Origin of the sequence: Actinophytocola sp. (assembly GCF_035634895.1) — a bacterium.
GTDB lineage: Bacteria > Actinomycetota > Actinomycetes > Mycobacteriales > Pseudonocardiaceae > Actinophytocola.
In genome coordinates, this window is sequence record NZ_DASQCC010000061.1 from 20,080 (window position 1) to 33,488 (window position 13,409).

The following is a 13,409-nucleotide window of genomic DNA, read 5'->3' on the forward strand; positions in this document are numbered from 1 at the left end:
CCGGATCAGGCGACAGCCCGGCCGCTCGCCGCGTCGGCCGCGGCCCGCACCGTCGCGGCGACCGCCTGCCGGTTCCCGTTGTCCTGCAGGTAGAAGTGACCACCGGGGAACACCTTCAGCTCGAAGTCGCTCGTGGTGTGCGCCGACCAGGCGGCGGCGTCGGCGATGCTGGTCTTGGGGTCGTCGTCACCGGTCAGCGCGATGATCGGGCAGGAGACCGTGACGTCCGGCGCGCAGTGGTAGGTCTCGACGGCACGGTAGTCGGCACGGATCGCCGGCAGGATCATCGACAGCAGCTCGACGTCCTCCAGCAGCACCCCCGACGTGCCGTTGAGCTTGCCCAGCTCGGCGACCACACCCGCGTCCGGCAGCCGGTGCACGCCGTGGTCGACGTTGCGTGCCGGCGCGGTGCGCGCGGAGACGAGCACCGCGGCCGGTGGACGGCCGGCCGCGGTCAGGCGTCTGGCCAGCTCGAAGCCGACCGTCGCGCCCATGCTGTGTCCGAAGAGGACGAGTGGCCGGTCGTCCCGTTCCTCGCTCAACGCGACGAAGATCGCGTCGGCGAGCAGGGGGATGCTGTCGATGCAGGGCTCGGCGCGGCGGTCCTGCCGGCCGGGGTACTGCACCGCGCGCACGTCGACCCAGGGCGAGAGCGCGTCGGACATCGGGTAGAAGTAGCTCGCGGAACCACCCGCGTGCGGCAGGCACAACACGACCGCCGCACTCTCGTCGGCCGCGTGAAAGCTCCGCACCCAAGCTTCCCGACTGCTGTTCACAGGCATACGGAAAAGGTACGTCCGCGTTTTCGAGTTTCGCCCCCTCTTCACCCCGGGACGCCACCCCTGTTAGCCCCTGTGTTCCGGGGCCCGCATCGCGATCAGCCGAGGCGTGCCGGCACGCAGCGCCGCGTCGAACATGGCCATGGTTTCCTGAACAGAGATACCGGTGTCCAGTCCGACGGTCAGCGCCAACGCCTGCTGGCCGGTCAGGTGCCGCGTACCGGCGACGGCCCCCAGGCAGGCGTCCACCGCCGCCTCCGCGTGACCGGGCACCTGCCCGGCCGCGGACACCATGACGAACACCGGAAGGTCCAGCCCGGCGGTCAGTTCGTGCAGGTACACGGCCGGGGTGATCCTGCGGTGCAGCGCCACGGCCGGTTCCTCGGCGACCGCGGCGGAGAGCAGGCCGCCCGAGTCCAGCCCGGCGGCGTGCACGACCGCGGTCAGCGGGGCGTCCTTCGGGATCCCGGCGAGCAGCCCCGCCAGCGCGGCGCGGTCGGCATGATCGACCGCAACTGTGCGCACGGTTACCTCCGGCCGGGTCAGACTGTCCACTGTGTACCGCTCGGGACGGCTGCCGGCCGGCACGGTCAGCACCAGGCTGCGTGCGCCGTGCGCGGTCACCAGATGCTTGGCGAACTCGCGGCCCAGGCCAGAGGCCCCGCCGGTGACCAGCACGGTTCCCGGCTGGCGCAGGCGGATACCGCCGTTCTGCCCGGTGCCCACCCGCGCCAGCTCCGGCACGAGCGGCACCCCACCCCGCACCGCGAGCCGTGGCCGCCCGATCCCGCCGAGCTCGGCGATGGCCCGATGCTCCAGCGGAACATCACTGTCGATCACCAACAGACTGTCGGTGTCCCGCTGCGCGGCGGTGGCGAGGCCCCACAGCACGGGCCCGCCGAGACCGGTGACGCGCTCGCCCGGGTACGCCGCGACCGCGGCGGTGGTCACCACGACCAGGCGGGTGCCGGCCGGCCACGGGTAGGCGAGCCAGGTGCCGACCTGCTCCGCGATGGTCAGCGCGCCGGCCGTCCCCAGGTCGACCGGTGCGCGCAGCACCACCAGGTCCGGCGCGCCGCCCTGCGCCACGGCCTCCTCGAACTCGACCACCCGCAGGCCGGCGGGCCCGGCACCGCGATCCAGCAACGGGGTCCAGTCCAGCCGGTAGAGCATCTCGTAGTGGGTGCCGCCGACCGCGCGCAGCTTGGCCGGCAACGTGTGCAACCGGTGCCTGGCGACCTTCCCCGACCGCGACCGGGGCACGGCGTCGATCTCGAACACCTCGGCCGGCACCTTGGCCCTCGGCAACGCCCTGGAGCACGCGGCGAGCACCCGGTCCTGGTCGAACCCGGCCGGCCCGGGTGCCACGAACGCGACGGGGACCTCGCCGAGCACCTCGTGCGGCCGGCCGACGACGGCCGCGTCGGCCACGCCGGGCACCGCACGCAGCACGGCCTCGATCTCCTCCGGGTGGGTGCGCTCGCCGCCGGTCGTGATCAGCTCGGCGAGCCGGCCGTTGATCCGCAGGTGCCCGTTGACGTCGAGCGTGGCCAGGTCCCCGGTGCGGTACCAGCCGTCCCGCACCGCGGCGTCCGAGTCACGTGGGCGGTCGTGGTAGCCGAGCATCAGGTTCGGGCCCCGCACCAGCACCTCACCCTCGGCGCCGGGCGCGGTGTCGTCGCCGGTCGACGGGTCGACCACACGCACGGCGAGACCGGGCACCGGCAGCCCTGCCGACCCGCCGGGGGTGCCGCCGTCGGTCCAGCTCACCGTGATCGGGCCGGAGGTCTCGGTGGCGCCGTAGCTGTTCAGCAGCGGCACGCCGAACGTCTCGGCGAACTCGGCGGACAGCGCGGGCGCGGCGATCGCCCCGGTGGACAGGCAGACGCGCAGCCGGGACATGGCCGCCCGCACCGGCCGGTCGGCGCGGCGCAGCAGGTCGGCGTAGAACGCGGGGGCGCCGACGAGGAACGTGTGCCGCCCCGTGCGCAACGCGTCGAGCACGACGTCGGCGGTGATCCCGTCGGCGAGCGTGGCCGCGGCGCCGGTGGCGACCGTGCCGACCACGCCGAGCACCTGCGCGAGGCTGTGGTGCAGCGGCAGCGGGCAGAGCAGGTGGTCGTCGGCGGACAGGCCGAGGATCGGCGCGTAGCAGGCGGCGACCGACCACAGGCAGTTGCGCTGGCTGGTCAGCACGCCCTTGGGCGGCCCCGTGGTCCCGGACGTGTACATCAGCCAGGCGGGCTCGCTCAACCCCAGATCGTCGCGCGGCGCCGGCGCTTCCGTGGTAAGAAGCCGCCGGACCGACCGCCGCTCCGGTGCGTCGTCCCCGACGACGAGCACGGCCCAGCGGCCGGCAAGCCCCTCGACCACCGGCAGTCCGGCCGTGTCGGTGATGACCAGCCCGGCCCCGGAGTCCTCGAGCAGGAACCCCAGCTCCTCGGCCGGGGCACGGGGATCCACCGGCACGCAGATCCCGCCGGCCCGGGTGATCGCGAGACAGCATTCGACCATGTCCACGCCGCCCGGCAGGTGTACCGCCGCCCGTCCGCCGGGGCGCAGCCCGTGCTCGGCGAGATGCCCGGCCAGACGGGCCGTGGTGTTCGCCAGCTGGGCGTGTGTCACCGCGCGGCCGGCGTCGGCGAACGCGACCCGATCACCCACTCGCGCGGCATTGACCTTCATCAGCTCCGGCAGCGGCCGGATCAGCTCGGTGCGCACGGCGTCTCCTTTCCCGCGCTCACCACCGTCGCAGCCCACCTGTGGCGCCAGACACCCCAACCGACCCCCTTGCTCCCCCTAAGAAATGCGCGACCACCATTTCCCCGCGCGCTGTACCCACCCACTGTGCAATCCGCCCGGCTACCTTCACAACAGCCAGTCCAATCACTTCCAAGCCCACCAGAGAAAGGGGATGAAGTGACCGGACAACTGTCCACGATCGCCGTCTCGCCTCGTGTGGAGCCGGCGTACTCACCTGGGTTGACCGGACCGGGGCCGGCCTCGAAGATCCTCGGTATCGCGACCGCGACGCCACCGAACTCATATGCGCAGTCGGAACTGGTCGACATTTTCGGCGTGACCGACGAGCGTATCCGTTCGGTATTCATGAACAGCGCGATCGAGCGCCGGTTCCTGACACTGCCGGAACGCCTCCCGGACGGCACGATGCCCCAGGAGACCCAGGGCCAGTTGCTGCGCAAGCACCGCGGCACGGCGATCGACATGGGCTCGCGGGCGATCGCGGCGGTGCTCGACCGGACCGGGTACACGATGGACGACATCGGCTACCTGACCTGCGTCACCACCACGGGGTTCCTCACGCCCGGCCTGTCCGCGCGGATCATCGCCGAGATGGGGCTCTCGGTGCACACGAGCCGGCTGGACGTGGTCGGGATGGGTTGCAACGCCGGCCTGAACGGGCTGAACGCGGTCGCGGGCTGGGCCCGCGCGCACCCCGGCCGGATCGCGATCATGCTGTGCGTCGAGGCCTGCTCGGCCGCGTACGTGTTCGACGGGACGATGCGCACGTCGGTGGTGAACAGCCTCTTCGGCGACGGCGCCGCGGCGGTCGCGATGCGTGCCGAGCCCTACGACGGCCCGGGGGCCGGCGAGAACGGCGGCAGTGGGCCGGAGGTGCTGAAGTTCTCCAGCTGTCTCATCCCGGACGCAATCGACGCGATGCGCTACGACTGGGACGACGAGGCCGGCAAGTTCAGTTTCTACCTCGACCGGGACGTGCCCTACGTCGTCGGCGCCCACGCCGAGCTGATCATCAACCGGCTCCTGACCGGGACCGGGGTGCGGCGCAGCGACATCGCGCACTGGATCGTGCACTCCGGCGGCAAGAAGGTCATCGACTCCGTGGCCGTCAACCTCGGCCTGACCAGGCACGACGTCCGGCACACGATCAGTGTCCTGCGGGACTACGGGAACCTCTCGTCCGGCTCGTTCCTGTTCTCCCTGTCCCGGCTGCTCGACGAGGGCGTCGTCGTGCCGGGTGACCTCGGCGTGCTCATGACCATGGGCCCGGGTTCGACCATCGAAACGGCTCTGGTCCGCTACTGAAAATCTCCAGGGAGAACACCATGACCGTCAGCGACGTCGTCATCAACCGATCCTCCAACAAGGACGCGCGCCTGCCCGTCGACACGTCGCGCGGGCTGTCCAGCACGCTCATCGCCGGCATCGAGGCACTCTGCGAACACGCGGAGGACGCCATGGACATCGGCAACGAGATCACCGTCGTGGTCGAGCTCGCCGACGCCTCGGGCGGAGCCGGGCACTGGCCGGGCGACGACGTGAGCGTGGCGGTGGTCAACAAGTGGGAGCGGGTGTTACGCCGGCTGGAACGGGTGCCCGCCACGGTTATCGCCACCGCGCACGGCCCCTGCTCCGGACCCGCGCTGGAGCTGCTGCTCGTCGCCGACCACCGGATCGCCGCCGCCGACCTGCGGCTGAACCCGCCGACCTACCACGGCCAGCCCTGGCCGGGCATGGCCGTGCACCGCCTCGCCAACCAGCTCGGCGTCGCGAAGGCCCGCAGGCTGGTGCTGTTCGGCACCGCGCTCGACGCGGCCAACGCGGCCAGGATGGGCATCGTCGACGAGGTCGTCGACGGCACCAACGAGCTGCCCGAGGCGGTCGGTTACGCCGCGACGCTGCTGTCCGGCCTGTCCGGCGCCGAGCTCGCGATCCGCCGCCGGCTGCTCCTGGACGCGACCACCACGAGCTTCGAGGAGTCGCTCGGCGCCCACCTGGCCGCCTGCGACCGCGCCTTACGGCAGGCCCGCGCATGATCTTCGACTCATCCGTCTCGGACGAGACGAGGAACAGGCGGACCGCGTTCATGCGGGACAACGCCCGCACGGTCTACGAGGAGCTGACCCTCGGGTACACCAGGCGGTTGCGTCACGACGAGCTGGTGGCCACCGCGGCCGAGCAGTACCCCGGCCTCGTCCCGTCCGCCGACGAGATGGCGGCCGAGGACGCCCTGCCACAGCGGGAAAAGCTCGGTCGCGAGATCGACCAGGGCATCTTCCTGCACCACGTGCTGTCCGACGAGGTGGCCGGCACGCACCTGCTCGAGTCGATGCTGGCGCCGACGCCACGCGCGCTGCGGCTGCTCCCCCGGTTCGAGGACACCGGGTACGCCGACCTCGGCGCGGTGCGGATGCGCCGGGAGGGCGACGTCGCGCACCTGACCGTCCACAACGAACACTGTCTCAACGCGGAGACCAACGAGCACGTCGAGGACATGGAGACCGCGGTCGACATCGCGCTCCTGGACCCGGCGGTCCGCGTCTGCGTGCTGCGTGGCGCGGTGATGACGCACCCGAAGTACGCCGGGCGCCGGGTGTTCAGCGCGGGCATCAACCTGCGGGAGCTGCACGCCGGGCGGATCTCCTACCTCCGCTTCCTGATGCGCCGCGAGATCGGTTACCTGAGCAAGATCTACCGCGGCGTGCTGATCGAGGGCGAGTGGCGCACGAAGGTCCTGGAGAAGCCGTGGGTGGCGGCGGTCGACACGTTCGCCATCGGCGGTGGCATGCAGCTGTTGCTGCTGTTCGACTACGTCATCGCGGAGCACGGCGCGTTCGTCAGCCTGCCGGCCGCGCAGGAGGGCATCGTGCCCGGCGCGGGGAACCTCCGCCTGGCCCGCCTGGTCGGCGGCCGGGTGACCAGGCAGGTCATCCTGTCCGGTCGCCGGCTGTACGCGGGGGAACCCGGCTCGGAGGGCATGTTCGACGAGGTGGTCGAACCGTCCACGATGGACAGGGCGGTGGCCGACGCGGCCTCGCGGCTGGCGGCGCCCGCCGTGGCACCCAACCGGCACATGCTGCACACGTCCGAGGAGTCCATGTCGCACTTCCGGGAGTACATGGCCGAGTTCGCGCTGCAGCAGGCGCTGCGCCTGTACGGCGCGGACGTGCTGGACAAGGTGGACAACGGCTGGCGTGCCAAGGACGTGGCCTGACATGCGTCCCATCGACGCCATGCTCGCGATCCTGCGCGACGAAGGTGTGACGACGATCTTCGGCAACCCGGGCACCAGCGAGCTGCCGTTCACCGACGCGCTGTCCGAGGTGGACGACCTCGAGTACGTCCTCGGCGTGCACGAGGGTCCGCTCGTGGCGATGGCCGCCGGGTACGCCCGCGCGACCCGCCGCCCCGCGTTCGTCAGCCTGCACATCGCGGCCGGGCTGGCGAACGGGCTCGTCGGCCTGCTGAACGCGAGCCGGTCACGCACGCCGCTCGTGGTCACCGCCGGCCAGCAGGACCGGCGGCACCTGGCGAGCGACCCGATGCTCTCGGGCGACCTGGTCGGGCTCGCCAGGGCGGCGGTGAAGCAGACGTTCGACGTGCAACACGCGTACGACCTGCCGATCATGCTGCGCCGCGCGTTCGCCGCGGCCGCGGCGCCACCGGCGGGTCCGGTGTTCCTGTCCATCCCGATGGACCTGCTCACCGAGGACACCGACGTCGCCGTGCCGCGAAGGTCCACCGTGGCCGGGCTGCCGCCCGCGGCCGGGCTGCCGGAGGCGGCGGACATCCTGTGTGCTGCGCACCGGCCGGCGATCGTGGCCGGCGACGGCGTCGGCCGGGACGGCGCGGTGGCCGACCTGGTGGCGGTGGCCGAGGCGATCGGCGCGACCGTCTACCACCAGCCGATGCACGACGAGGTGGACTTCCCGGCCGGCCATCCGCTGCACGCCGGGATCCTGCCGCCGACCAACGCCGGCATCCGGGAGCGGCTGGCCGGCCACGACGTGGTGTTCATCGTCGGCACGCATGCCTTCATGGCACACCACTACACGCCGGGGCCGGCCATCCCGCCGACCGCCGAGGTCGTGCAGCTGGACACCGATCCCGCCGAGCTGGGGCGGAACTTCCCGGTACGGCTGGGGTTGCAGGGCGCGCTGGGTCCGAGCCTGCGTGAGCTGGCACATCTGATCGGCGACTTCTCGCCCGCCAGTACCAGGGTCGCGTTGGCACGCAGGGAAAGTCTGGCACGCGCGGTCGAGGTGGACCGGCGGGTCCGAGCCGCCGCGGGCGCCGCGCCGCTGGACCCCTACGGTGCCGTCGGCGCGATCGCCGCCGGGTTGCCGGCCGACGCCGTGGTCATCGAGGAGGCCATCACGACCGGGGTGCTGCTGCGTGAGGTGCTTCGGCTCGACCGGCCCGGTTCGCTCGTCCACACGGTCGGCGGTGGGCTCGGCAACGGCATCGGCATGGCCGTCGGCCACCGGATGGGGGCGCCGGAACACCCGACGATCGCCGTGCTGGGCGACGGGTGCGCGATGTTCGGCCTGCAGGGACTGTGGACGGCCGCGCGGTACCGGGTGCCGGTGACGTTCCTGGTGATGAACAACGGGGAGTACCGGACGCTGAAGCAGACCCTGGACTCGTGGGGCAGTACCGGGCGCTATGTGGGCCTGGACATCGGCCACCTGGACTTCACGCATGCCGCCGAGTTCTTCGGCATCGACACGGTGCGGGTGACCGACACCGACCACCTGCGCGAGGTGGTGGCGAAGTCCGCCATCGCCGACGGCCCGCTGTTGGTCGACGTTCCGATCACCGGGCACGAGGGGAGGACCGCATGACTCTCGTCAACCTCGACACCGTTCCGGCCACCGCCGGCGGCAGGCTCCGGGTGACCAACCCGGCCACCGGTGAGCATCTCGCGACCGTCGGGCTCGCCGACGCCGACGACATGAAGCAGGCGATCGCGGCGGCCACGGCCGCCGCCCCGGCCTGGGCGGCGACGCCGGCGCACGGCCGTGCGGAGATCATGCGCAATGCCGCGCAGGTGCTGACCGTGCACCGCGAGGAGGTCGTCGGCTGGCTGGTCCGCGAGGGCGGTGCGGTGCGCGGGAAGGCCGAGTACGAGGTCGGCGCGAGCATCGACGAGCTGTGGACGGCCGCGGCGGTCGCGACCCAGCCGCCCGGGCACGTGCTGGCGGCCGGGCCGGGCGAGCGGAGCCTGGCGACGCGGGTGCCGCACGGGGTGGTCGGCGTGATCAGCCCGTGGAACGTGCCGCTGCTGCTGGCGATGCGGGCACTGGCGCCGGCGGTGGCACTGGGCAACGCGGTGGTGCTGAAGCCGGACGTGCACACGCCGGTGTGCGGTGGGCACGTGATCGCCCGCGTGTTCGCGGAGGCCGGTCTGCCGGCGGGTGTGCTGCACGTGCTGCCCGGGGACGCCACCCCGGGCGAGACGCTGGTGAGTCACCCGGACGTCGCGATGATCGCGTTCACGGGCTCGAGCGCGGTGGGGCGGCGGATCGGCGAGACGGCCGGCCGCCTGCTCAAGCGTGTCTCGTTGGAGCTGGGCGGAAACAACCCGTTCCTGGTTCTGGACGACGCGGACGTGGACGCGGCCGCGGCGGCCGGCGCGTGGGGGTCGTTCTTCCACTCCGGGCAGATCTGCATGCAGGCGGGCCGCCACATCGTGCATCGTGCGGTGGCGGAGGAGTACCTGATCAAGCTCACCGCGAAGGCACACGCGTTGCGGGTCGGCGACCCGTCGACGGATGTCGACCTCGGTCCGCTGATCAACGCGGCCCAACTGTCCAGAGTGGACTCGATCGTCGCGGCCACGGTGGGCGCCGGCGCGAAGCTGCTGGCGGGCGGCAGGGCGGCCGGCCCGTGCTACCTGCCGACGGTGCTGTCGGGCGTGACCCCGGGCATGCCGGCGTTCGGCGAGGAGATTTTCGGCCCGGTCGCCCCGGTCACCGTGGTGGACAGTGACGACGAGGCGGTGGCGCTGGCGAACGACACCGAGTACGGCCTGTGCGCGGCCATCCACACCGCCGACCTGTCCCGAGGCGAGGCGATCGCGGACCGGCTGCGCGTGGGCATGGTGCACGTCAACGACCAGACGATCAACGACGCGGCACATGTGCCACACGGCGGCATGGGCGCGTCCGGCAACGGCGCCCGGCACGGCGCGGAGCAGAGCTGGGACGAGTTCACCCGCTGGCAGTGGCGCACGACCAACAGGTCCCCGGTCCGGTACCCATGGTGATCAAGTACGAGAAGTCCGGCCACGTCGCCAGGATCACGCTCAACCGTCCGGAAGTGCTGAACGCCATGAACCTGGCGATGCACGAGGAGCTCCGGTCGGCGTGGGACGACATCGAGGCCGACGACGACATCTGGGTGGCGCTGCTGACCGGGGCCGGCGACCGGGCGTTCTCGGTGGGCCAGGACCTGAAGGAACTCGTCCGCCGGATCGAGGCGGGCACGTCGGCGTCCACGTTCGGCAGCCGGGACAAGCCAGGCTGGCCAAGGCTGACGGAGCGTTTCGGTTTCGCCAAGCCGGTGGTGGCGGCCGTCAACGGTCTGGCACTGGGCGGGGGTTTCGAACTGGCACTGGCGGCGGACATCATCGTCGCGGTCGACACGGCCGAGTTCGCCCTCCCGGAGGCGAGACTGGGCCTGATCGCCGGCGCGGGCGGGGTTTTCCGCCTGACGCAACAGCTTCCGTACCGTACCGCGTTGGGCTACCTGATGACCGGCAGGCGTCTGACGGCGGCCCGGGCCCTGTCCTTGGGTCTGGTCAACGACGTGGTCCCGGCCGCGGAGCTGGAGTCGTGTGTGGAGGGGTGGCTCGAGGATCTGTTGCGTGCCGCTCCCCTGTCCGTCCGCGCGGTGAAGGAGGCGGCCGGCCGGGCACTGACCATGCCCGTGGAACAGGCCTTCGCCACCCGGTTCGTCTGGGAGGAGAAGAGAACGGCCAGCGCGGACGCCGAAGAGGGCCCGCGGTCGTTCGTGGAGAAGCGTACCCCCCGTTGGCGTGGTTGCTGACGAGCCACGGAAGCCGCGATCGAGCGGCGGCCTGGTGATACGACAATCCCGGGCAAACCACAGCTCGGTATGCACGAACGCGGGACTCGCCATGCCTCAACGCGGGACTCGCTATGCGCGAATGCGGGACTCGCGAAGTTCGAAACAACCCCGCGAGTCCCGCGTTCGAACGTACCGAGTCCCGTGTTGGTGCGGACTGTGAGAAAAGCCGACCGGCTTGGGGCCGGTCGGCTTTTGTGTGTGCGTGGGTGGGGGTTAGGGGATGATTACTACGCGTTTTCCGTTTTTGTCGCCGGTTTCCCAGGCTGTGGCGATTTCTGAGAGGTGGGTGGGGGCGGTGTCGACTTTGAGGGTGCCGGCGGCTGCGTACTCCATCGCCTTGGCGAAGGTGTCGAGGAAGAGTTGGAAGGGGGGCATGCCGGTGCCGACGATGGTCAGGCCGGCCGACCGTAGTGCTGCTGCCGGGAGGGTGATGGTCGGGCCGGCGCCCTCGCCGATCTGGACGATCTTGGTGGCGAACGAGTCGGCGTCGAAGTCCGGGCGGGTGAGCGCCGCCAGCAGGGCCTCGGTCGGCTTGCCCCACACGAAATCCAGCACCGTGTGGAAACCCGGCTCCTGGCTGAACGCCTTCACCAGCTGGTCATGCGGCTGGTCCAGCTGAATCGTCGCGTCCGCCCCCAGTGACGGCAGCGTGGACAGGATCTCCTCGTTGCGGCCCGCGGCCACGACGCGGCCCGCCCCCAGCAGCTTGGCGATCTGAATGGCCAGCTTCCCCGCGGTACCGGTGGCACCCAGCACGAGGACGGTCTGGCCGGGCTCCACCTTCGCCTGGTGCACCATCGGCAGCCAGGAGGACAGGGCGGGGTTCGGGATGGCGGCGGCGGTCACGTCGTCGACGGCGTCGGGGATCGGCCAGCAGCGGGCCTGGTGCGCGACGGCCTTCTGCGCGAACGTGCCGAACGGGGCGCGCGGGCCGCCGAAGAACACGCGCTTCCCGTCCTCCAGCACGCCAACGCCGTCCAGGCCCACGACGAACGGGACCTGCTTCTGGCTCGCGTAGTGCGCGCCCGAGGCGGTGGCCTTCGTCGACGGGTTCAGTGCCGCGGCCTTGACCGTGATCAGCACCTCACCCTCGCCCGGCACCGGCTCGTCGAACTGGCCGAACTCGGGTGCCCTGCCCAGTTCACGAACCACTGCTGCGTCCATTGCGGACCCTCCATCTCTCCCGTGCATGATGCACGGAAATCGTAGCACGGTACCCGTGCATCATGCACGGGGTTTCTTCGGCGGACTTTCCGTCTATGATGCACGGAATGAGTGACCTGCAGGCGGCGCTGACCGAGGCCATGGAGCTGATGAACAAGCCCCGGTTCCACTCGACCCTCATCGAGCGGGCCGGCGTCGACCTGGACCGTGCGCTGTTCCCCCTGCTGACGCGGATCGGCGCCGTGGCACGGATCGGCGTCGTCGAGCTGGCCGCGCAGGCGAACCTGAACCACTCCACCATCAGCAGGCAACTCGCGAAGCTGGAGGAACGCGGCCTGATCACCCGCGCCAGGAGCCCGTCCGACCAGCGGGTCATGGAGGCGTCCGTGACCAGGGCCGGCCGCAGGATGCTCGCCGTGCTCGGCGAGACCCGTGGCCGGGGCCTCGCCGAGATCACGGCCGACTGGAGCGAACGGGACATAGCCACCCTGACCCGGCTCCTGACCAAGTTGACCACCTCCATCCGCGCTTACACAGAAGCTAACGCCTGGGCGCGCTCAGGCGTCAGAGGTGATCGGGCGCAATAGGGGCTGGTAGGGGCGGACACCGGGTTGGATACCGGACATCAGGGCACTAGTAGGACCCGCCCCGCCGATTCCCTTGACTCCACTGCCTTGTGGGCCGCCGCCGCGTCCGCGAGCGGGTAACGGCCGTCGATCCGGACGACGATCTCACCGGTGCGCATCTGCTCGAACAGCTCGGCCAGGAACTCCTTCGGCGGCCACTCGTCGAAGTAGTGCGGCAGGCAGAACCGGGTGACGAACAGCGAGCCCTTGTCGTTGAGCCGCATCAGGTCGAACGGCGGGACGAACCCGCTCGCCTGCCCGTAGACGATCAGGTACCCGCGTGGCGCCAGACTGTCCAGGTTGGTGTCGAAGGTGTCCCTGCCGGCGCCGTCGTAGACGACCGCGACGCCCTTTCCGGTGATCCGCTTGACATCGGCGACCACGTCACCGGTGGACAGGACGACCTCGTCGGCGCCCGCCTCCTTCGCCACGGCCACCTTGTGCTCGCTGGACACCACGCCGATCACCCGCGCACCACGCCGCTTCGCGTACTGCGTGATCAGCGAGCCGACGCCGCCGGCGGCCGCCTGCACCATGACCCAGTCGCCCGGCTCCAGCGGGTGCGCCTCGTGGGTGATCTTGTAGGCCAGCAGGCCCTGGATGAGCACCCCGGCCGCCTCGCCGAGGTCGACGCCCTCGGGCACCGGCACCACGACCGCCGCCGGCGCGACCACGTGCGTCGCGTAGGCGCCGTCGGCCATGGCCCACGCCACCCGGTCGCCGACCTGGAAGTCGGTCACGCCGGGGCCGACCTCCTCGACGTGACCGGCGCCCTGGTAGCCGGGTGAGAGCGGGAGCAGCGCGTCCTGCTCGTAGTACTCCTGCTCGGACAGCTGCCCGCGCCGGTTCATGATGTCGAAGAAGGTGACCGCGGCCGCCTCGGTGCGCAGCAGCACCTCGCCCTCTTCGAGCGGCGGCAGGGTCAGGTCCTCGAGTCGCAGGACCTCCGGGCCGCCGAAGGCATGCTGCCTGATGATCTTCATGT

General features: G+C 71.3%; 11 protein-coding genes. 7 read left to right on the forward strand and 4 right to left on the reverse strand.

Features of this window, described 5'->3' with window-relative positions; all coding sequences use genetic code 11:
* Nucleotides 1-5: 5 nt before the first annotated feature.
* Nucleotides 6-752, reverse strand: coding sequence for a thioesterase II family protein (locus tag VET29_RS08685; RefSeq protein ID WP_324917225.1), 747 nt, complete (start codon nt 750-752; stop codon nt 6-8).
* A gap of 93 nt (nt 753-845) precedes the next feature.
* Nucleotides 846-3,500, reverse strand: a complete 2,655-nt coding sequence (locus tag VET29_RS08690; RefSeq protein ID WP_324917228.1) for an AMP-binding protein — start codon at nt 3,498-3,500, stop codon at nt 846-848.
* A gap of 237 nt (nt 3,501-3,737) precedes the next feature.
* Between VET29_RS08690 and dpgA the strand changes: the two genes are divergently transcribed.
* Genes dpgA through dpgD form a run of 6 tightly spaced genes read left to right on the forward strand, consistent with a single transcriptional unit; the run spans nt 3,738 to nt 10,592 of the window.
* A complete protein-coding gene (dpgA, locus tag VET29_RS08695) occupies nt 3,738-4,847 on the forward strand; it encodes a 3,5-dihydroxyphenylacetyl-CoA synthase DpgA (protein ID WP_324917270.1) in 1,110 nt (369 codons plus the stop codon).
* A gap of 20 nt (nt 4,848-4,867) precedes the next feature.
* Complete coding sequence (gene dpgB, locus VET29_RS08700; protein ID WP_324917231.1) at nt 4,868-5,578, forward strand: enoyl-CoA-hydratase DpgB; 711 nt, start codon at nt 4,868-4,870, stop codon at nt 5,576-5,578.
* On the forward strand, nt 5,575-6,756 hold the full coding sequence (dpgC, locus tag VET29_RS08705; protein WP_324917234.1) for a (3,5-dihydroxyphenyl)acetyl-CoA 1,2-dioxygenase DpgC: 1,182 nt from the start codon (nt 5,575-5,577) through the stop codon (nt 6,754-6,756). Before dpgB ends, dpgC begins: the two co-directional genes overlap by 4 nt.
* A gap of 1 nt (nt 6,757) precedes the next feature.
* Nucleotides 6,758-8,386 carry a thiamine pyrophosphate-binding protein gene (locus VET29_RS08710; RefSeq protein ID WP_324917237.1) on the forward strand — a complete coding sequence of 543 codons (1,629 nt, stop codon included), beginning with the start codon at nt 6,758-6,760 and terminating at the stop codon, nt 8,384-8,386.
* Complete coding sequence (locus VET29_RS08715) at nt 8,383-9,810, forward strand: aldehyde dehydrogenase family protein (RefSeq protein WP_324917240.1); 1,428 nt, start codon at nt 8,383-8,385, stop codon at nt 9,808-9,810. The genes VET29_RS08710 and VET29_RS08715 overlap by 4 nt, the downstream gene beginning before the upstream one ends.
* Complete coding sequence (gene dpgD / locus VET29_RS08720; RefSeq protein WP_324917243.1) at nt 9,804-10,592, forward strand: enoyl-CoA-hydratase DpgD; 789 nt, start codon at nt 9,804-9,806, stop codon at nt 10,590-10,592. Before VET29_RS08715 ends, dpgD begins: the two co-directional genes overlap by 7 nt.
* Before the next feature lie 255 nt (nt 10,593-10,847).
* Here dpgD and VET29_RS08725 read toward each other — a convergent pair whose 3' ends face one another.
* Nucleotides 10,848-11,798 (reverse strand): zinc-binding alcohol dehydrogenase family protein, encoded by a 951-nt coding sequence (locus tag VET29_RS08725; RefSeq protein WP_324917246.1) that lies wholly within the window; start codon nt 11,796-11,798, stop codon nt 10,848-10,850.
* A gap of 107 nt (nt 11,799-11,905) precedes the next feature.
* Here VET29_RS08725 and VET29_RS08730 point away from each other — a divergent pair, with 107 nt between their 5' ends.
* Nucleotides 11,906-12,385 carry a MarR family winged helix-turn-helix transcriptional regulator gene (locus VET29_RS08730; RefSeq protein WP_324917249.1) on the forward strand — a complete coding sequence of 160 codons (480 nt, stop codon included), beginning with the start codon at nt 11,906-11,908 and terminating at the stop codon, nt 12,383-12,385.
* A 38-nt stretch (nt 12,386-12,423) separates the two neighbouring features.
* Here the strand turns inward: VET29_RS08730 and VET29_RS08735 are convergent, their stop codons facing one another.
* Complete coding sequence (locus VET29_RS08735) at nt 12,424-13,407, reverse strand: quinone oxidoreductase (protein ID WP_324917252.1); 984 nt, start codon at nt 13,405-13,407, stop codon at nt 12,424-12,426.
* Nucleotides 13,408-13,409 lie beyond the last annotated feature (2 nt).

Bases quoted from the DNA above. Each gene is read 5' to 3' on its own strand.
- dpgB (WP_324917231.1), top strand. From the start codon at position 4,868: ATGACCGTCAGCGACGTCGTCATCAACCGATCCTCCAACAAGGACGCG.
- dpgC (WP_324917234.1), top strand. From the start codon at position 5,575: ATGATCTTCGACTCATCCGTCTCGGACGAGACGAGGAACAGGCGGACC.
- VET29_RS08710 (WP_324917237.1), top strand. From the start codon at position 6,758: ATGCGTCCCATCGACGCCATGCTCGCGATCCTGCGCGACGAAGGTGTG.
- VET29_RS08715 (WP_324917240.1), top strand. From the start codon at position 8,383: ATGACTCTCGTCAACCTCGACACCGTTCCGGCCACCGCCGGCGGCAGG.
- dpgD (WP_324917243.1), top strand. From the start codon at position 9,804: ATGGTGATCAAGTACGAGAAGTCCGGCCACGTCGCCAGGATCACGCTC.
- VET29_RS08725 (WP_324917246.1), bottom strand. From the start codon at position 11,798: ATGGACGCAGCAGTGGTTCGTGAACTGGGCAGGGCACCCGAGTTCGGC.
- VET29_RS08730 (WP_324917249.1), top strand. From the start codon at position 11,906: ATGAGTGACCTGCAGGCGGCGCTGACCGAGGCCATGGAGCTGATGAAC.
- VET29_RS08735 (WP_324917252.1), bottom strand. From the start codon at position 13,407: ATGAAGATCATCAGGCAGCATGCCTTCGGCGGCCCGGAGGTCCTGCGA.